The 20,464-nt window shown below is 58.3% G+C and carries 13 protein-coding genes; 8 read left to right on the top strand and 5 right to left on the bottom strand.

Annotation, left to right across the window (positions count from 1 at the left end):
* Positions 1–65 precede the first annotated feature (65 nt).
* On the bottom strand, positions 66–1,556 hold the full coding sequence (locus RGU44_RS22500) for an aldehyde dehydrogenase family protein (protein ID WP_322277974.1): 1,491 nt from the start codon (positions 1,554–1,556) through the stop codon (positions 66–68).
* A gap of 181 nt (positions 1,557–1,737) precedes the next feature.
* Here RGU44_RS22500 and RGU44_RS22495 point away from each other — a divergent pair, with 181 nt between their 5' ends.
* From RGU44_RS22495 to RGU44_RS22475, 5 genes are all read left to right on the top strand, one after another.
* Complete coding sequence (locus tag RGU44_RS22495) at positions 1,738–2,640, top strand: LysR family transcriptional regulator (protein WP_322277973.1); 903 nt, start codon at positions 1,738–1,740, stop codon at positions 2,638–2,640.
* A 108-nt stretch (positions 2,641–2,748) separates the two neighbouring features.
* Positions 2,749–3,993 (top strand): nicotinate phosphoribosyltransferase, encoded by a 1,245-nt coding sequence (gene pncB / locus RGU44_RS22490; protein WP_322277972.1) that lies wholly within the window; start codon positions 2,749–2,751, stop codon positions 3,991–3,993.
* A gap of 3 nt (positions 3,994–3,996) precedes the next feature.
* Entirely contained in the window at positions 3,997–4,824 is an 828-nt protein-coding gene (nadE, locus tag RGU44_RS22485; protein ID WP_322177591.1) for an ammonia-dependent NAD(+) synthetase, read from the top strand.
* 224 nt (positions 4,825–5,048) lie between these two features.
* A complete protein-coding gene (locus RGU44_RS22480) occupies positions 5,049–6,062 on the top strand; it encodes a 2-oxoadipate dioxygenase/decarboxylase family protein (RefSeq protein ID WP_322277971.1) in 1,014 nt (337 codons plus the stop codon).
* Between the two features lie 122 nt (positions 6,063–6,184).
* The gene (locus tag RGU44_RS22475) at positions 6,185–6,880 is read left to right on the top strand and encodes a hypothetical protein (protein WP_322277970.1); all 696 of its coding nucleotides are present in this window, start codon (positions 6,185–6,187) and stop codon (positions 6,878–6,880) included.
* Positions 6,881–6,918: 38 nt separating this feature from the next.
* Here RGU44_RS22475 and azu read toward each other — a convergent pair whose 3' ends face one another.
* The gene (azu, locus tag RGU44_RS22470) at positions 6,919–7,365 is read right to left on the bottom strand and encodes an azurin (RefSeq protein WP_322177588.1); all 447 of its coding nucleotides are present in this window, start codon (positions 7,363–7,365) and stop codon (positions 6,919–6,921) included.
* A 360-nt stretch (positions 7,366–7,725) separates the two neighbouring features.
* Here azu and RGU44_RS22465 point away from each other — a divergent pair, with 360 nt between their 5' ends.
* Positions 7,726–8,313 (top strand): TIGR00730 family Rossman fold protein, encoded by a 588-nt coding sequence (locus RGU44_RS22465; protein WP_322277969.1) that lies wholly within the window; start codon positions 7,726–7,728, stop codon positions 8,311–8,313.
* A 108-nt stretch (positions 8,314–8,421) separates the two neighbouring features.
* Positions 8,422–8,607 carry a hypothetical protein gene (locus tag RGU44_RS22460; RefSeq protein ID WP_219062446.1) on the top strand — a complete coding sequence of 62 codons (186 nt, stop codon included), beginning with the start codon at positions 8,422–8,424 and terminating at the stop codon, positions 8,605–8,607.
* 98 nt (positions 8,608–8,705) lie between these two features.
* Here RGU44_RS22460 and RGU44_RS22455 read toward each other — a convergent pair whose 3' ends face one another.
* The 3 genes from RGU44_RS22455 to RGU44_RS22445 form a co-directional block, all read right to left on the bottom strand.
* Positions 8,706–9,608: a transglutaminase family protein gene (locus RGU44_RS22455; RefSeq protein ID WP_322277968.1), complete on the bottom strand. Its 903-nt coding sequence runs from the start codon at positions 9,606–9,608 to the stop codon at positions 8,706–8,708.
* Entirely contained in the window at positions 9,608–12,103 is a 2,496-nt protein-coding gene (locus RGU44_RS22450; RefSeq protein WP_322277966.1) for a circularly permuted type 2 ATP-grasp protein, read from the bottom strand. The genes RGU44_RS22455 and RGU44_RS22450 overlap by 1 nt, the downstream gene beginning before the upstream one ends.
* A gap of 97 nt (positions 12,104–12,200) precedes the next feature.
* Positions 12,201–15,491, bottom strand: a complete 3,291-nt coding sequence (locus tag RGU44_RS22445) for a transglutaminase family protein (protein ID WP_322277965.1) — start codon at positions 15,489–15,491, stop codon at positions 12,201–12,203.
* Positions 15,492–15,833: 342 nt separating this feature from the next.
* Between RGU44_RS22445 and RGU44_RS22440 the strand changes: the two genes are divergently transcribed.
* Positions 15,834–20,435 (top strand): hypothetical protein, encoded by a 4,602-nt coding sequence (locus tag RGU44_RS22440; protein WP_322277964.1) that lies wholly within the window; start codon positions 15,834–15,836, stop codon positions 20,433–20,435.
* Positions 20,436–20,464 lie beyond the last annotated feature (29 nt).

Raw genomic sequence — 20,464 nt, 5'->3', positions numbered from 1 at the left:
CAAGTCCGCTCCTACAAGGACAACGCAGAACCTGTAGGAGCGGGCTTGCCCGCGACAAGGGACTGTCAGTCGAACGTAATGCCCTGCGCCAGCGGCAATTCAAGGGAGTAGTTCACGGTCGCCGTCTGGCGACGCATGTAACCGCGCCATGAATCCGAGCCCGACTCACGACCGCCACCGGTTTCTTTCTCACCGCCAAAAGCGCCGCCGATTTCCGCACCGCTTGGGCCGATGTTGACGTTGGCGATCCCGCAGTCGCTGCCCAACGCAGAAATAAACTGCTCTGCTTCGCGCACGTCCGTCGTGAAAATGCACGAGGACAGGCCTTGCGGCACGGCGTTGTTCAGGCGCACGGCTTCAGCGAAATCGTCGTAACCCACCACGTATAAAATCGGGGCGAAGGTTTCGGTACAAACCACATCACTTTGCTCTGGCATTTCGACGATGGCCGGGGACACGTAGTAAGCATCGGGGAACTGCTCGACCAATTGACGCTTGCCGCCAAATACTCGACCGCCTTCGCTCAGGGCCTGTTCAAGGGCGTCCTGCATATTTTCGTAGCTGTTTTTGTCGATCAACGGACCGACCAGATTGCCTTCCAGCGGATGACCGATGCGTACTTTGGCGTAGGCGGTTTTCAGGCGGCTGACGATTTCGTCCTTGACCGATTCGTGGGCAATCAAGCGACGCAAACTGGTGCAGCGTTGGCCGGCCGTACCGACTGCGCTGAACAGAATCGCGCGCACGGCGAGATCAAGGTCGGCGCTTGGGCCGAGGATCATTGCGTTGTTGCCGCCCAGTTCAAGAATGCTGCGGGCAAAGCGTGCCGCGATTTTCGGCGCGACTTCGCGGCCCATGCGCGTGCTGCCAGTGGCACTGATCAGCGCCACGCGTGGGTCGTCGACCAGTGCTTCGCCGGCTTCACGCCCACCGATAACCACCTGGCTCAAGTAAGCAGGCGCATCAGGGAAATGTTTGAGCACGCCTTCGAACAGCGCCTGGCAGGCCAGTGCGGTCAGCGGGGTTTTTTCCGACGGTTTCCAGATCACGGCATTGCCGCAGACCAGCGCCAGTGCGGTGTTCCAGGCCCAGACCGCGACCGGGAAGTTGAACGCACTGATCACACCGACGACGCCCAGCGGGTGCCAGGTTTCGCGCATATGGTGACCTGGGCGCTCGGAAGCGATGGTCAGACCGTACAGCTGGCGCGACAGGCCGACAGCGAAATCGCAGATGTCGATCATTTCCTGCACTTCACCCAGACCTTCCTGAGTGATTTTGCCTGCTTCCCAAGACACCAACTGGCCCAACTCGGCCTTGTGCTTGCGCAGGGCATCACCAAACAAACGAATCAGCTCACCACGGCGAGGCGCCGGAACTTTACGCCAGGCTTCGAACGCGTGCTCGGCACGGGTGACGTGCTGCTCGACTTCCGCTCGCCCTTCCCAATGCACGGAAGCGATACGGCTGCCATCGACAGGCGTGTGCACGGCCTGATCGCCGTTCTGATACAGGGCGGGATCGACACCGAGGCGATTGAGCAAGTCGGTAAGCATGTTGTCTCCTTGATTCTGGACATGAAAAACGGAAATCGAAAGATAGGTGAAGCGTCAGGCTTTACTAATAGCTGGCCTGAGACGTGCGAACAAACGACCATTAGGCGAGATATCATTCCGTTTATTCATGCTGCCCCCTCCCGTCTGCACGTGGCAGCCTCGAAAAACATAAGGCCTGAGCATGCTCAACAAACGTTATCTGCCATCAATCACCGCGTTGCAATGCTTTGAGGCAGTGACCCGGCACTTGAGTTTTACCCGCGCGGCCGAAGAGCTGAACCTGACGCAAAGCGCCGTCAGCAAACAAGTCGCCCAGCTTGAAGAACTGGTGCAGCACTTGCTGTTTCGCCGCGTGCGCCGACGTCTGCAACTGACCCCGGCCGGCGCGCTGTACTTGGGCGAAGTGCGCAAAATCCTCACACAGGTGGAAATGTCGACCCACTACCTGCGGTCCTACGGTGGCGAAACCGAAGTGCTGCGCGTGTCCACGCCATCGACCTTCGGCGCCCGCTGGCTGGTGCCCCGGCTCAAGGGCTGGCGATTGCGCCATCCGCACATCCACCTGGACCTGATGGATGAACAGGAACCCGACGACCTGATTCAGGGCCGCTGTGACATGGCGTTTTATTTCGGCCAAGGCGCCCGTCCGGGTGCCGAGTCGGTAAAACTGTTCAGCGAAGAACTTATTCCGGTCTGCGCGCCCGGCAGCCTGCCGGACACACCGTTTACCGACCCGACCCAGCTGAGCGATCTGGTGCTGCTGCAAAGCGCCTCACGCCCGCAAGCCTGGCATGACTGGTTCGACAGCCAGGGTTACCACACCGAACACAGCTACCACGGACCGCGCTTCGAGACGTTCTATATGTGCATACGCGCCGCGCAGGTCGGGTGCGGGGTTGCGCTGCTCCCGCGGTTTCTGGTCGAGGAGGAGCTGGCGGACGGCAAGCTGGTCATCCCCTGGCCCCACACGCTGCCTAGCCGTGATGCTTATTACCTGGCCTACCCGGAGCACACGGCAGAAGTGCCGAAAATCCGCGATTTCGTGCGCTGGATGCTGGAACAGTTGGATAACCCGACAAGTTAGGGGCGACAATGCCTGCCCAGCAGCCCGCACGGACGTCAGCAGCGCCTTTACAGCGTTGCCTGAGCGTTGCGAGCCCAACCCCATCGGCTGCTCTGGAGAGCTGACAACATGAGTGAGAGCGCCTTCTCCGATCGCATCGTGCAGAACCTGCTCGACACCGACTTCTACAAACTGACCATGATGCAAGCGGTGCTGCACAACTACCCAAACGTCGACGTGGAGTGGGAGTTTCGTTGCCGCAATGGCGAAGACCTGCGGCCTTATCTGGCCGAGATCCGTCATCAGATCGAGCTGCTCTGCGAGCTGTCCATGAGCGACGCCCAATTGGGTTTTCTTGAGCGCATCAGCTTTATGAAGCCCGATTTCCTGCGCTTCCTCGGCTTGTTCCGCTTCAACATGCGCTATGTGCAGACCAGCATCGAGAACGGTGAGCTGTGCATCCGCCTCCACGGGCCGTGGCTGCACGTGATTATGTTCGAAGTGCCGCTGCTGGCCATTGTCAGCGAAGTGCGCAACCGTCATCGCCATCCCGACACATTGCTCGTGCAGGCGCGTGATCAGCTGTATCGCAAATTCGACTGGCTATACGCCAACGCCACCGCCGATGAGCTGGCAGAACTGAAAGTTGCGGACTTCGGCACCCGTCGGCGCTTCTCCTACCGCGTGCAAGAGGAAGTGGTCAGCGTGCTCAAGCGCGACTTCCCCGGCCAGTTCGTCGGCACCAGCAACGTGCAACTGGCCCGCACGCTGGACCTCAAACCGCTCGGCACCATGGCCCACGAATGGATCATGGCCCACCAGCAACTCGGCCCGAGGCTGATCGACAGTCAAAGTGCCGCGCTCGACTGCTGGGTCCGTGAATACCGTGGCCTGCTAGGTATTGCCTTGACCGATTGCATCACCACCGACGCCTTCCTCAACGATTTCGATCTGTACTTCGCCAAACTGTTCGACGGGTTACGCCATGATTCCGGCGACCCGATCATGTGGGCCGAAAAATGCATTGATCATTACCAGAAGCTCGGCATCGACCCGATGAGCAAGACCCTGGTGTTCTCCGACGGCCTGAACCTGCCCAAGGCGCTGGATATATTCCGTACGCTACAAGGTCGAATCAACGTCAGCTTCGGCATCGGGACCAATCTCACCGCCGACATCCCCGGTGTAGAGCCCTTGAGCATTGTGCTTAAAATGACGGCTTGCGCGGGTCAGGCCGTGGCGAAAATTTCCGACGAACCCGGTAAGACGCAATGCAAGGACCCCAACTTTGTCGCCTACCTTCGGCATGTGTTCGAAGTGCCTGCGAGCCCGGTTTCCAACCCTTCCGTTTCTGCACAACCTGTTAAGGAGTGAATCATGCAAGCCGTACAGCTCCAGATCGCTGAACAGCTCAAGGTCCAGCCGCCTTTCGCCAACCAGAATGCACTTGAAGCCGAGGTCGCCCGACGGATCGCCTTTATCCAGCAATGCCTGCAGAACGCCAGGCTCAAGACCCTGGTACTGGGCATCAGTGGCGGTGTCGACTCGCTGACCGCCGGTTTGCTCGCGCAACGCGCCGTCGAGCAATTGCGTAAAAGCACCGGGGATGACAGTTATCGGTTCATCGCAGTCCGCCTGCCGTACCAGGTCCAGTTCGACGAGCACGAAGCCCAGGCATGTCTGGAGTTCATTGCGCCGGACGAGTCGCACACAGTCAATATCGGTCCGTCCGTGCAAGCGCTGGCAGCGCAGATCAAGGCATTCGAAGGCCAACACGCCAGCGCGGTAGATTTTGTGATGGGCAACACCAAGGCGCGGATGCGCATGGTCGCGCAATACACCATCGCCGGCGCGCGCCAGGGGCTGGTGATCGGCACCGACCATGCGGCGGAAGCCGTGATGGGCTTTTTCACCAAGTTCGGCGACGGTGCCTGCGACCTGGCACCGCTCAGCGGGCTGGTGAAAAATCAGGTTCGGGCCATTGCCCGCAGTTTTGGCGCCCCGCAATCGCTGGTGGAAAAAGTCCCCACCGCTGACCTTGAAGACCTGGTACCCGGCAAACCGGATGAGGCGTCCCACGGCGTGACCTATGCCGAGATCGATGCGTTCCTGCATGGCGAGACGGTCCGCGAAGAAGCCTTCAAGATCATCCGCGACACCTACGCAAAAACGCAGCACAAGCGCGAACTGCCATTCGCGCCGTAAAACAACACAGAACCCACGTAGGAGCGGGCTTGCCCGCGATTGCGGTGTAACTGACACACCGTATCAATCTGATCGCGGCGGGACGCGTAGTTGCAAGCCCGCGCCTACAGAGGGATGGCGTTTCAACAATAGAAAACGGAATGAACCTGCCGTTTTTTTTCGCTTGTCCGGCTGGCTGATCAACGCTTTCATAGGCACCTCTCATTCAGCCAGAGCCGCTGCCCATGTCCTCGTTCCAAGGCCTTTTCTCTCTCGTCGCCTCCGTCGTCGGCCAACCCGCTGCGCAGTGGCTTGAATCCCACGTCGAAGTACCGGAAGGGCTGCACGCCTTCAGCTGGAGCGACAGCGCGCTGCATCGCGCGTGGTTGGCTGAAGCGCTGAACCTGTGCCTACTCCACAAGCTGGTGGAGGCTGTGCCAGCAGGTCGCGTATACGTCGACGAACAAGCCGAAAATGGCCGCAAAGTGCTGTTCGACCACGGCGCGATTCGTACCGTGGACTGGTTCGATAACGGCGAACTGCCGCGCGGTCGCCTGGCGTTCACTCGCTTACTGGAGCCGTTGGGCTTTACTGACGTGCGCACGTATCCACTGACCAAACTGAACATGACTGGCTGGGCTTATCGCCAGCAAGATCTGCCGGAAGACATCGCCCAGTTCTTCGTTTCCGAACTGCATCCCGGTCGGTTCAGCGAAGCGTTTCAGGGGGCCGTCAGCCGCGTGGCCCGCTCCAGCCGCGATCCGCTGAACGCCGAGCACTTGAGCATCCTCAAACGCCTGCAACTGACCCGTCACTGCACCTTGGCCGAAGCGTATCGCTTGCTGCCGGGGCTATACGACGCATTCGAGCGCCAGCATGCCGTGGTGCAGCACGCGGATTATCAGCAAGTCCTGAGCGAGAGCGCGGAAATGGCCTGGATCGCCACCGAAGGCAATAGCTTCAATCACCTGACCGACCGGGTCACCGACCTTGAGGCTTTAGTGGCCGACCAGAACCGCAAGGATCGGCCTATGAAGGCCTGCATCGAAGTGTCCGCATCGGGCCGAGTGATGCAAACCGCCTACAAGGCCTGCACCGTGAGTCGCGCAATGGCGGACACCAATGGCCAGTTGCATGAGCATCAGGTGCCCGGCTCGTTTGTCGAATTTATCCAGCGCAAACTCGACCCCGTCGACGACAAGCTCGATCTGAACTTCGACAGCAGCAATGCGCAGGCCATCTTTAAGATGACGTCCTGAAGAAGAACACACTGCACCGAGCATAACACTGTAGGAAACTTCCCGATTTCTGTTAACCCATTGAGTTGGCGCGATGCGTTAGGCAACCTGTTGTCAGACGTTTCGCGCAAGGACTCAGTTGGATGCTCAGTGCCTACAGGGCTTATCACCTTCAACGCCTTTCGATGATTCAGCGTGCCTGGTTTCTTCCACTGTTCGCTGGTCTCGGCGTCATCAGCTGGATCGCAATCGCCACCTGCGAGTCCCCCGCCAACGACAGCGGTTACCGCAGCAGCACCCACTTTATGTTGATTGGCGAAATGCCCGCGAACACCGCCCTGCGGGGAACGGCCCAATACGATCCGATGCCGGGCCAGCGCGGCTGCCCTTATCACCACCCACAGTTACACCTGGACACTCGCCCAAGCGATTTACCGCAGACATTCAGCTTTGAAGTACCGCTGGCGTGGCACCTTCCAGACTGCACGCTGCAGTTAAGCGAAGTGGATTTCGTCACGGAGGGTTTTTATGGGGCCGGGTACGCGCAACGCAGCAGTACGACCAGCGGCGCAATCGCCGTGCGTGATGCGCTGCAAAAAGGTGTACCGGGGTTTCCCGAATCCGGGGAAAAGGAATATCGCGGGATATGCAGTTGGCAGACGTATACCCAGCCGGATGGGCAAAACCTGCAATCGCTCTTGACCTGCCATGCCGCGAATCGGCAGTGGACACTGATCGGCGATCAGCGCAGGCCGCGTCGCCCGGGAGGCGCCGTGAGCCGCAATGAACTGGCGGGTAAAACCATCCACATGACATTCAGGATGGCTGAAGCGTCATAGCCCGACGCGGGGCCGGGCCATGACACTGTGCGCAAGCGTTACTTCAGGACGATAGCGCCTTTCATCATGCTGATGTGGCCTGGGAACGTGCAGAAAAACGCATATTTTTCAGCGGCATTAAGCTTCGACACATCGAACGTCACCGAATCCTTTTCGCCAGCACCAATGACTTTGGTGTGCGCAATGACCCGGGCATCACCGTCTTTCAGGTAATTTTTGTCGATGCCTGCGCCGATACCGTCGGTAGCGACGGGTTGCGCGTCAGCTTCTTTGGCCAACACCCAGTTATGGCCCATGACAGTTTTTGCCAAGCTGCCGGAGTGGGTCAGATTAACAGTGAACGTTTTGCAGGTTTTGTCGACAGTGATTTCTTTAGTGCTGTAGGACATCTGGTCCGTGGAATCGATGTCGACCTTGCACTCTGCCGCCAACAGGTGGCCACTGACTAATGTCAGCAGGGATACAGCAACAAGTTTACGAAGCATGGTGAATCTCCAAGGCAGGGTAATTTTTTTGAAAAAACTGTCTGTTGGAAGACTGCCTGATCTGCGGTCAAGTTCCAATGACCTGCGTCAACGCAACGCATGTCACTGTCTACAGCTATCGACGTCATCGAAACAATCAACCAGCCAAGCGAGTAGCGACGCCCTAACATGGGGCCATCATCACTCACTGGAGCACACATCATGCACCTCAACAGCCTGTTTCGCAGCTTGTTTGCCGCTTATGCGTGCGGCGCCAGCGGTACCTATGAACACCATTACGATTAACCAGGGCGCGACTGGCGCTTGGACTGAGGTGCCCGAACCCTTACTCTGTGGGCGTCGATGACCATGGAGCAGGCAATGTCTTTAACATCCGTATGTATATTTTGCGGTGCCAGCACCGGCACCAACCCGGTGTACCGTGAAGCGGCGATTGCGTTGGGCCGTACCTTGGCTGAACGCAAGTTGACCCTGATCTACGGCGGCGGTGCCGTCGGCCTGATGGGTATCGTGGCCGATGCCGCATTGGCGGCGGGCGGCGAAGTGATCGGGATCATTCCCGAAAGCCTGCAAAATGCGGAAATCGGCCACAAAGGTCTGACCCGACTGGAAGTCGTCGATGGCATGCACGCCCGCAAAGCGCGCATGGCGGAACTGAGCGACGCCTTCATCGCCTTACCGGGTGGTTTGGGGACGCTGGAAGAAATGTTCGAAGTCTGGACCTGGGGCCAGTTGGGCTATCACGCCAAACCGCTGGGGCTGATGGACGTGAACGGTTTTTACAGCAAACTGACCGACTTTCTCGACCACGTGGCCAGCGAAGGTTTTGTCCGCGAGCAGCACCGCGGCATGCTGCAGATCAGCGAGTCGCCGAGCGAACTGCTGGACGCCCTGGAGGCCTGGAAACCCTTGGCAGCCCCGAAGTGGGCAGACCAAAAGCCGACCTGACCAGCCGGTCAAATGCCTCGCAGAGACCGTTGAGCACACAACGCCGTGTGCCCGACCCGGTTCTCAGGCAGAATAGCGGCATTTCCCGCCTTATACAGAGGACCGCCCATGGCTAAACCTAACTATTCCTTCGCCAAACGTCAGAGAGATCTGGCAAAAGAGCAGAAGAAAGAGGAAAAGCTGCAGAAAAAGAATGCTGCCCTGACTGAAACCGGCGCAGAAGGCGAAACCGTTGAAGGCCAAGAGCCTGCCGACGACGCTGAGGCGACTCCAGAGCAAACGCCTGCCAGCTGAAACCGCGGGGCTTCGCCAATCGACGAAGCCCGTACGCCACGTCTGTCGCTCATGCGGCAGACCATGGCACCTCCCCCTTCAGAACGTATCCACCAAGGTCAATCGGCCTCGGCGCTGACCGGCATCACCGTCACCCGAACCTCCGGGTCATGACTGCCGCCCCCCAGAATCACCCCACGCAACGGCGATACATCGGAGAAATCCCGGCCCCAGGCCAGGCTGATGTGCTCCAACGCTGGCTGCACATTGTTGGTCGGATCAAAATCGACCCAACCCAACACCGGACAAAATACCGAAATCCAGGCATGCGACGCATCTGCGCCAATCATGCGTGGCTGGCCGGGCGGTGGCTGGGTGAGCAGATAACCGCTGACATAGCGTGCCGCAAGGCCGCGCGAACGCAGGCAGGCAAGCATCAAGTGGGCAAAGTCCTGACACACCCCGCGTCGATTTTCCAACACCTCGACCAGCGGCGTTGCCACCTGAGTGGCTTCACCGTCGAAGGTGAACTCACTGAAAATCTTCTCCATCAACGCCTGCACGCACAGCAATAACGGCTGATCGTGCGGAAAACAGCTTTCGGAGAAGTCGACGAAGGTTTGTTTCAAATGCACATACGGGGACTCGAAGCGGAACCGGCACGCTTCTAGAATCGCTGGCGACATCGGCCGCCCGCTGTAGGTCAACGCGCTGCGCGTGGCATCCCAATCGGCGGACAGGCTAAAGTCCAGCGACGGCCGGGCCAACACTTCGACCCGCAGTCGTGCGTTGACCTTCAATTCATCATGCGGCCTTTCGAACGCCAGGCGCGTGAGCGGATTGCCAAATACATCCAGCTCATCCCGTCGGCTAGTGGGCGTCGGGTTGATCAACAATTGCTGCTCGGTACAACGCTGCCAAGCACAAGGCCGTGGCCACAAATGGGCCAATTGCTGCGCCAGGGACACCGGGCTGTCGTATTCATAATGAGTGTCGTGAAAAATCTGGTAATGGGCGCTCATCAGACGGACACCGTACGCTGGCTGACATCATCGACGTGGGCAAAATGGCGCAAGGCCAATCGGTCCGACACTTGGCCGCTGGCCTCGCCGATGCTCTGCAGCAAATCGGCCAGACCATCGAGTACAGCGCGCACGCTGCCCTGGCCGAACAGCGAGTTCTCCAGGCTGCCAAGGTCGAAGGCCGACAGGCGTCTGATCAATAACGGCAAGCTGGTATCGCGAGGCGCGCCGAAGTCTTCGTTCAAACGGACCAGCGAACTCGACACCAGCTTCAACTGGAACAACACCGCGTGCGGGTTTTGCTCATCGAGCAACAGCAAGTCGAGCACCGGAATCAATTGCGGCACTGCCAGGTAACGCGAGCGGTAGGTGATGCTGCTATTGCCCAGCTCCAACAGCCACTCCAGGCCCGCGTCATCGTTTACCGCAGCATCGCGCAGAAACGCCGCCAGGCTGGTACTGAGAAACCGTAGCCGCTCGATACGTCGACCGATCATCAAAAAGCGCCAGCCTTCATCGCGGGTCATGTCGTCCAGAGCAAAGCCGGACAAGGCTGCCAGTGACATCACCAGACGGTTGAGGAAGTCCAGCAGTTCACCAAAGTCGGGATCGTCTGTTTCCAGGCTCATGGTTTCGCGCTGCAGTTCAACCAGCGCTTGCCAGTTTTCTCGCGACAGCTTGCCGCGCACTTGCGATGCCGCCCATTGCAGGCGTTGCAGGTTGGCCCGCAGGCTGAAGACCCCGTCTTCGCCCAACAGCCCCGCGAGCAAACGCTCATGCAGTTCGCCCTCCTCTTCCTCGTCCGGCAGCAAGTGCAGGCTCTCGCCCAGCTTTACCGCCGCTTGCAGGGCCAAAGGGTCGTCGCCATCGACATAACGCGCCAACATGATCCGCAACAAACGAGCGCTGTCATCGCAACGCTCGCAGTAGCGGCCGAACCAGAACAAATTCTCCACCACCCGCGATGGCAGATAAGGATCACGTCGAATTAGGTCACGCACACCGAGGGCACGCTGACCTTTCCACGGTTCGACACCATAGACACGCTCACCCAAGACCCAGGTGTCCTTGCTCGCTCCGCCACGCTGCATCGACACCACGTCGGCATCGGCCTCGGCAGCCACCCGGGTCAATCCACCCGGCAGCACCCGATAACCGTCGGCGCAGGCGACGGCATACACCCGCATGCCAATCGCCCGAGGTTGCAACTGATCGCCATCGGTTTGCCACACAGGTGCGTGGGACAGTTGCGCCAGCTCCTGCGCAACATACGCGTAAGGCCGGGCCTGCATCCGCTCCGCCAATGCCTGACGCTGCTCGGCATTCAAATCGCGGCCGAACACCGGCGTGAAACTTTGTGACGGGAACGCTGGTTTGATCAGCAGTTCAGGAAGTTTTTCCAGCGCCTGGGCCAGCACCGGAGGTTCGCCGCACCACCATGTCGCCACGGACGGAAGGATCAATTCTTCACCAAACAGGTGCTGATTGATTTTCGGCAGAAAGCCCAGTAAGCCAGGTGATTCCAGAACGCCGCTGCCCAAGGCGTTGGCGACCAGTACCCGCCCTTGGCGCACCGCCTCCAACAAACCGGGAACGCCCAGCGCAGAGTCGGTACGCAACTCCAATGGATCGCAGAAGTCATCGTCGAGCCGACGCATGATCGCGTGAACCCGACGCAGGCCGCTGAGCGTTTTCAGGTAAACCGTGGCGTCGCGCACCGTCAGATCGCCGCCTTCGACCAGCGGATAACCCAGTTGGCGAGCGAGATAAAGGTGTTCGAAGTAGCTTTCGTTGAAGCGGCCGGGGGTCAACAGGACCACCAGTGGCGCCTCGTTGTCGCTGGGCGCCTGGCGCACCAGCGTCTCTTGCAAGGCGCGGAAAAAGCCCGACAGGTGCTGCACCTGCAAGTCGCGGTACATGTCCGGGAACGCGCGCGAAACGATTTGCCGGTTTTCCAGCGCAAAACCGGCCCCCGAGGGCGCCTGGGTACGGTCGGCGGTTACCCACCAGCGGCCGTCGGGAGTGCGCGCCAAATCCACAGCGTACATGTGCAGGAACGTGCCTTCGGGCGGTTTCACGCCCTGACACGGCCACAGAAAATTGTTATGCCCGAACACCAGTTCCGCCGGCAGCAAGCCGTCGGCGATCAACTGCTGAGGACCGTACAGGTCGGCCAGTACCGCATTGAGCAATCGCGCCCGCTGAGCGATGCCCGCAGCGACGTGCTGCCATTCCTGAGCCGGTATCAGGTGTGGCAGTAGATCGAGTTCCCAAGGCCGGTCTGCGCCTTTTGGATCGGCATAGACATTGTAGGTCACCCCGTTTTCCTGAATCTGCCGAGTCAGCAACGCCTGACGCTGCATCAACTGCGCGGGCGTGCTGCGTTGCAGATGCTCATACAGGCGCTGCCAATGCGGACGAACAGCGCCACTGGCATCGAGCATCTCGTGATAAGTACCCGCAGTCAGCGGATAACGGTCAAGCAGGTCAGGCATGAAAGTCTCGGCAGACAACAAAAGACATCGAATGAGTACAGAAAAATGTCACGCGCTCAGGCAAACCCTGCGCGTGGCATCTCCCTCAATGGGCTTGCTAGTGGCGGCGCATATCCAGCGTCATCGGCAGTTCATCATTAATGCTCAACAACGGCACTTGCAGCTTGCCGGGGCTATGGCCAATACGGAAGAAACGCGACAGACGACGGCTTTCTGCCTCATTGGCATTCACCGGCAACGTCTCGTAATTGCGCCCCCCAGGATGCGCGACATGATACTCGCAACCCCCCAGCGAACGCTGCATCCACGTGTCGAGCAGGTCGAACACCAACGGCGCGTGCACCGGGATGGTCGGCTGCAAACAATTGGAGGGCTGCCACGCACGATAACGCACGCCCGCAACGAACTCGCCGACCCGTCCTGTCGGCTGCAGCGGCACCGCGATGCCATTGCAGGTCAGCATGTAACGCTGCGGCGGCAAGCCATTGACCTTGATCTGCAAGCGCTCCAGCGACGAGTCGACATAGCGCACCGCGCCTCCCGCAGCCCCTTCTTCACCCAGCACATGCCAGGGCTCCAGTGCCTGACGCACTTCCAGTTCGATGCCGCTGACCGCGTAATCGCCGACTTTCGGGAAACGGAACTCCAGATGCGCGGCAAACCATTCGGCACGCACTGGATAACCGGCGGCATTCAGCTCGACGATGACATCGGCAAAATCCTGTTCGATAAAGTGCGGCAGCATGAAGCGGTCGTGCAGCTCGGTGCCCCAACGCGCCAACTTGGCGGGCGCATACGGCTCACGCCAGAAACGCGCGACCAATGCACGCAGCAACAGCTGCTGAGCCAGGCTCATGCGGGCATGGGGAGGCATTTCAAAAGCGCGCAGCTCCAGCAGGCCCAAACGCCCCGTCGCACCATCAGGCGAGTAGAGTTTGTCGACACAGAACTCAGCGCGGTGCGTGTTGCCGGTGACATCGATCAACAGGTTTCGCAGCAACCGGTCCACCCGCCACGGCGCACATTCTTCGCCCGGTTCCGGCATTTGCGCGAAGGCAATCTCCAGTTCGTACAGCGAATCGTTGCGCGCCTCATCGACACGCGGCGCTTGTGAGGTCGGGCCGATAAACAAGCCGGAAAACAGATACGACAATGAGGGATGGTTGTGCCAATAGCTGAGCAAACTGCGCAGCAAATCCGGACGCCGTAGAAAGGGTGAGTCCGCAGGGGTCGCGCCGCCGAGGACGAAATGGTTGCCACCGCCGGTACCGGTGTGGCGACCATCGATCATGAATTTCTCGGTGGTCAGACGTGTCAGCCGCGCCTGTTCATAGAGAAATTCGGTGCGTTCAACCAACTCATCCCAACTGGCAGAGGGCTGCACATTGACTTCGATGACACCCGGATCAGGGGTGATCCGGAAATTCGACAACCGTGGATCGCTGGGCGGCTCATACCCTTCGAGCAATACCGGGCAGTGCAGTTCCTCGGCAGTGGCTTCGATGGCAGCGACCAGTTCGAGGTAGTCCTCGAGTTTCTCCAGCGGCGGCATGAACAGGTACAACCGCCCTTCTCGCGCTTCGGCGCACAACGCGGTACGCGTCAGCCAATCGGCCGACTCATCGATCTTGGGCTCGCGCTCGGCGCCTGGGTTTGCGTGCTCGGTCAAGCCGCGGAGCTGCGTCTGCAACTGCTCGCTGGCAGGCAGTTCAGCAAACGCCTGATTGTGGTCAGTCGGATGAATGAATGGGTATTCCGCCGCCTTGACCCACGGTTGCGACGCCAGCGGCAGTCGATAACCGAGTGCCGAATCCCCCGGCACCAGCCGGCAATGATTGCCGCGCAGAAACCAGCGACCGCTCTGCCACAGGTCGCCCGCCGCATTGCGCGCCAGGGGCAGAACTTGCCCGATGACCTTGTCCAGCCCTTGGGCGAACACTTTGCGCAGGCGATCACGCTCCAGCGGGTCAGCCAGACGCGAATCCTCGGCCCCGACGTTCAGCGGCAACGCACCTTCGCGCCACAGGTAATAGAAATTATCTTCATAGGCCGGGAATACAAAGCGCGCGGGCAGTTTCAGGCGCTCTGCAACGCTGGCAAGGAAACGTCCGGCCAACGTGCCATCGGCACCGTAGTCTTCGGTTTCATCTGCGACCAAGGCGTTGTTACGCCATACCGGCTGCCCATCGCGACGCCAGAAACAGTTCAGAGACCAGCGCGGCAATTGCTCGCCGGGGTACCACTTGCCCTGCCCAAAGTGCACGAGGCCCTTTGGCGCGTAATGCTTACGCATGCGCTGGAACAACTCGGCAGACAACCGACGTTTTTCCGGGCCGAGGGCGGCGGTGTTCCACTCATCGCCATCACGGTCATCAATCGATACAAACGTCGGTTCGCCGCCCATGGTCAGGCGCACGTCATCACGGGTCAGGTCACTGTCGATCTTGTGCCCAAGGGCCTGGATCGCCAGCCACTGTTCTTCGCTGTAGGGCTTGGTGACGCGGGGCGCTTCCCAGATGCGCTCGACCGACATTTCATGAGTGAACTCGGTTTCACAGGGCTCGACCAGGCCACTGATCGGCGCCGCAGAAGACGGCTCCGGGCTGCAAGCCAATGGAATATGGCCTTCGCCCGCGAACAGACCGGACGTTGCATCAAGTCCGACCCAGCCAGCACCGGGCAGATACACCTCGCACCACGCGTGCAAATCGGTGAAATCGACATCGGTGCCGGACGGCCCGTCGAGCGCTTCGACATCCGCCTTGAGCTGGATCAGGTAGCCCGACACGAAACGCGCAGCCATGCCCAAGTGACGCAGCAACTGCACCAGCAACCAGGCCGAATCGCGGCATGAGCCGGAAGCGTTTTCCAGGGTGAATTCCGGCGTCTGCACGCCAGGCTCCATACGAATCAGGTAATCGATGTCCTGGCTCAAGCGCTGGTTCAGCGCCACCAGAAAATCGATGGCAGGCAATGGCGTGCGATCGATGCTCGCCAGATAAGCCGAAAACTTCGGGGTCAGCGGCAATTTTTCAAGGTACGGCGCCAGCTCTCGCTGTTCATCGCTGGCGTAGGTAAAGGGGATTTTTTCCGCGTACGGCTCAAGAAAGAAGTCGAACGGGTTGAACACCGCCATCTCGGCGACCAGATCAACCTCTACGCGTAACTCGTTGGTCTTTTCGGGGAAGACCAGGCGGGCCAGATAGTTACCTTGAGGGTCCTGCTGCCAGTTGACGAAGTGCTGCTCAGGCTGGACTTTCAAGGCATAAGACAAAATGCGTGTACGGCTATGCGCCGCCGGACGGAGTCGAACGATCTGCGGACCCAACTCGACCGCGCGGTCGTAGCGGTAATGCGTGACATGGTGCAAGGCGATATGAATCGACACGGCGTGCCTCCTGCGAGCCTGGACGGTAATGGAACCGCGCAAGACTTATGCCATCCGGGCAAATACGGCGGTTCCTCGGTACAGCAGCAGCGTTGGGCACCATTAAAGCGCCATGTCTGACCTGCGGTGCAAGCGTTGCACACAAACAGTGCTTGCGCCCAAAAAACCTGCGCCCTGAACGGTTTCCTTCAGAAAGTCCCTCTGCGGCCCAGCGCCTGGTGAATCCCACACACACAATAACTATGTAAAGCAGGCTTCCTGGCGCTCCCGGCTTAGATGGTCCACCCATTGATCATGGGCGGGCACGAACAAGACTCCCCCAGCGAGGGCATAGATCGAGTCGTGGAAATGACATCTTTAGAGACAACCTCAATAGAAATGCTCAACGCCAACATTGAAACCTCATTAGCAGCACCGACCAAACACACACCTTTCACTCATTGGGGCCGCCCTGAATTGGGTGACTTCGCACTGTTGCTGGACGTGCTTACTGCGAAAAAAACTGCCAGCGATTTCAACTTCGAAATACCCCGTCTTCAACCCACTCCCGGCACGCCCTTTCACAAGGACTATGCCGCGGCAGTCGACACGTTGAATGCCTTCGCGGCCACCCGTACATTTATCGACGTCTGTGCGGCTCAAAAAATAGGGTCACTCACCGAGGTCAGTATTACCAGGACCCAGGGGCTGCGCGGATATGATGCTGAACGAACAGATCACGATCTGACCCTGATCATCAGGGCATCGGACGAACTCAGGGACGCCCTGAAAGCACTGTTTGATACCGCAGATCAACTGGGTGGAGCACTGTACGGCGACGGTACGGTACAACCCTTTCAACTGCTGAAACGCTATGGTTTGACGCCGCCAACAAATCAGGTCGAGAGTCGGGTTTGCATTGATGCGCTGCAAGCCACCCAAGAAGCAGTACTTCGAATCATCACCCGTGAAACGGTAGATATCGGCGAGAACATCGACGGCGCACTCGTCATCGAGACGCTCAAACACTTCATGTCAGGCAGTGCTGCGCCTTGGGTGGATCAACTCGGCGGGACCTTTCTGAGGTCGTCGCTGATCGCCGACATTCGCGCCTATCCAATGACCACGTTTGCAAAGATCGTGGAGTCTGCCGAAGGACAACGTCTTGCCCATAGCCTGCTAGTTGCCCTGGGCTGGTATGGAGCCCACGCACACCAGAGGACATCACCGGCCATCGTTGCGAAACTGGTACATCACGCGCTCGCGCGGGCGTTGGACCCTGCCTCAAACCTGCTGGGCTATGAATTTGAAAGCCCAGAAAACGCGGGGAAAAGTTACAGCGCCCTGCGTGACGACATTGAAAAGCACTACCAGCAGCACGGCATAGCGGCCTATGACAAAACGGCAGTGCTGGTCAGTTTCTTGCTGAGAGCGCATTACCCGGTCGACTTCCAGATTGAAGGTTCGCCCCCCGAACTCGGGTACCGATGGAGTTCGGCGTGGGTGCATTTTCAACACGGCATCAACCTTGCCCACGCCATTGAACCCGGCTCGGCGCTGACGATGAATTACCAGCAGCTCTCAACCTATGCATCGACCTTGCTCGGCACGGCGACACCCGAACAAGAGTTATTGATTTCGGCAACACTTACACCGCCAGCCATACAGTGGGCCACTGCGCACACAGTGATCCAGCCCACGGAAGACGGAGGCTATTCAACGGAACAGCGCAACACGGCAATGGCGCAGTTTACCGACCACGAAGAAACGCTAGAGAACGCCATACAACAGCTTAAACAACCTGCCCCCCAACGCATGGACATGACACGAAAAACACTGGCCGAATGGAACTTGCCTCCAGAGACTGAATTCATCAGTTTTCCGGAGACAGACCTGGACATGACCCTACAGGCCAACAGACGCCGTTATTCAGTCGACTACAGAAACTTCTACCCTAACGGACCCGCGAGTTATTCGGCTCTGGACCTGCTGGCCTCTGGTCGATTAAAGGGGGATAACCCTGCGTGGATCCCGCCCTATCTCTATGAGCTTGGCGCCTTCCACCCGCAGTTTTTAAGATACAAAGACCTTCCTGACATACCCACCGCATTCGAGGCCGACTTCGGGTCATGGCTGAAAAGCACAAAGGCTGCCTATGAACACATCATCATGGCGCTCATCAGCGATCTTCCCAAGCAAGAACGCGACGCCATTGAACAAGGCCATGTTCAGTTATATGGATTGCGTAAACCTACCGCCAACATTGCGCTGGACGATGATGATCGCAACTTCCTGCCACTGATGGCGCGGTATGGATTCATCATCCACGCCACCCATGAAGGCCGAGAAAACGTTCATGAAGTGTTGCCTTATGCAGGGTTTATCCGTCGCAGGGATGACCTCGCTCTTGCGCCGATATCCAATGCAATCAAGCTCCGCAACAGCGCCTTTATGCGTCGTGGGACGCTGCTGCCATTCGACCTGAACGCACACGCCACAGGGGCTGCGCCTCTGTTAAACACCACTTCTACCGCGGTTGTTCACTTTCTCCACGGGTATCTTCCTGCCCAGCACACAACAGCGCTGGCGGAGACCTGGCGACCGTTGCGAGCGGCGCAGATAGGCCGTGACGTGGCCCAAGGTTATCTTTTCGAAAGCGAAAGTAAACTGCGCGAAGCGGCCAGGGGAGTCACCCTGTTCGACGGCTCGGTCGATGCGGTGGCGTTTCTGAAAGACTACGTCATCCCTATATGGGGTCCACTGGAAGATCTTGTTTCGGGCATCAAGTCGGGCGACCTTCGCACTATCATCATGGCCACGATCGGACTTGCTTTTGATGTGCTTTCTCTAATAGCGCCGCTGGCAAAAGTCGGTAGCCTCACGTTTCGCTTCGTGCGCAATGCCGCGACATTTGGCCTCAGAGCCAGCCTGCCCCGCCTGGCGCCTCTTGCCAGCAACTACCTTGTCACCGCAGTGACGGCAATTAACCCGTTAGACGGAGTTTTCACCCTGTTCAACTCCGGCACACACGTCGTCCTGAAACTGAATCATGCAGGCACGCGCTTACTTCGGGTTGGCGTCAAACAGTTGAGGGATCGGCTGACGATAGTCCGTCATGGCAATAAGGGTTTACGTCTGGTCACCGACGAACAACAAGCCGTCTGGACATTATCAGACAGCCGCTATCGCGTGCGAAAGGTCAATCAGCATCAAAACGTGCTGACTTATCATGACCTTCGTTCATCGGCAAAAGGTTCGACACCTTATCTTGTCGACCCCATGACACGTCAGCCCTATGGCGCGCCATTGATGCGTATCAACGACCAAGGCAGCCTCAGTCGCCATGTGCCCACAGACATCGCACTCAATGATCAGAATGGCGGCTGGACGCTTTTGGACACGACACCGAACCTTACTAAACATTGGACGCGCTGGGGGGATGATCTCTTTCTGGAAGCTGGCGGCATTACGTATAAAAAGATAACCCGCGAGAACGGGCAGTCTGTATTGAAGCGGGCACGGGCTTTAAACAAAGCAGATGAATTGGACCCGCTCTTGAAAGTGCCTTGCCGACTTAAAAGATCACCGGACGACCTTATTAAGTGTGCCGCGAACAGGTTCATTAATGCAGGACACAGTAACGTTGACGCGGCCCGGACACAGGGGGTCGATGCCGTGCCCTGGTTTACAGATAGGCGCGTGACCGCCGCCGATACGGGCACACTGGTTCATCAACGCAGTGTCCATGAAATAAAAAACGGCCGACTCATTAAACAACCAGCAACCACGCTACTTCTGCCTAAAAACTACAAGCAGAAAATTACGGCAAACGTTACGGGGGGAAACGATATTTTCAAACAGATCGAGATTAAAGAGGGTCTGGTGGAGGGTATAAAAGATACCCGTATCATTTCGGCTGTTGTCGCAAAACGAACAGTCGGCGGCGCGAGAGTCATCGTTACCCAGGCGGACGAGGGCATTTATTACTCTGGAAATTTTTTTGACGACCGGTCGCTGGCCTTAACCAGAATACAGGTGAACATTAATAACGTGGACTCGGCAACCCGCCTCAAAGATGAACACTATCTTATCTATATTTATAATGGCTCTTATGATGCGAACAGGTACATAAAAGAACTTAGCCCCGCCGTCATCGACGCCGACCTGAACGCGATCAGGCGGGACATCGTTGCGGGAAGGGAAACCTACATCAGCACATTTGTAGGGGGGCCTTTCGACATGGGTACTACGCCTCAGCAGGCGGCACTCTTTTGCAAATATACTCAAGACCGCGCTGTTGTGGCTGCTCGTGTTAACAGGCCCTCATGGACGTCGCTCGACCTGAACACTCCGCTGACAGCGAGAGCGGGGATTGCCACTGAACTGAACAGGCTGCACGTGTCAGAGACAACATTTACCGCAGACAACATTACACAGCGGGCAACGACACAACGCCTGACCCCTGAAAACAAAAACTTCGCGTACGTAAAAATCAAATCAAAAGATTCAGACAGCCAACCGACGAAAGTCTATTACAGCCTGTCAGGCTTAAAAAAGCCTCGTCTTGATTTTCCACTGACAAAACAGGTCGACAAAGGCGATGACTCCACGCTGAAAAACTGGAACATCACCAAGGCAGGCATCGCGGTGTCGCCGGACAAAACGCATTACATCAACGCTCAGCGAACTAAAAACCCGGTCGGCACGCGTAAAGCGGACCCTCACGAGGCCCTCTTCCTTCCCGACCTGACCGCTAACGCGTCAGGAAATCACAGGATGATGGACAGCGAGCACATGATATTGAACGCACTAAACGCCGATAAAATTGACTTTACCAAGGTGGAATCGATAGAGGTTTTTTCAACCTATCCGACCTGCCAGTCCTGCACTGCGGGGCTCATGGCACTTAAATCGAAAGTGCCTGATGGGGAGTTCACGGTGTTCGAAGGAGGCCGGCTACCTTGACCGAAGACGTTAAACACGCCTGACGGCCT

Source organism: Pseudomonas sp. 5C2 (assembly GCF_034314155.1).
Lineage (GTDB): Bacteria > Pseudomonadota > Gammaproteobacteria > Pseudomonadales > Pseudomonadaceae > Aquipseudomonas.
This window is presented reverse-complemented; position numbering and strand designations above follow the sequence as displayed.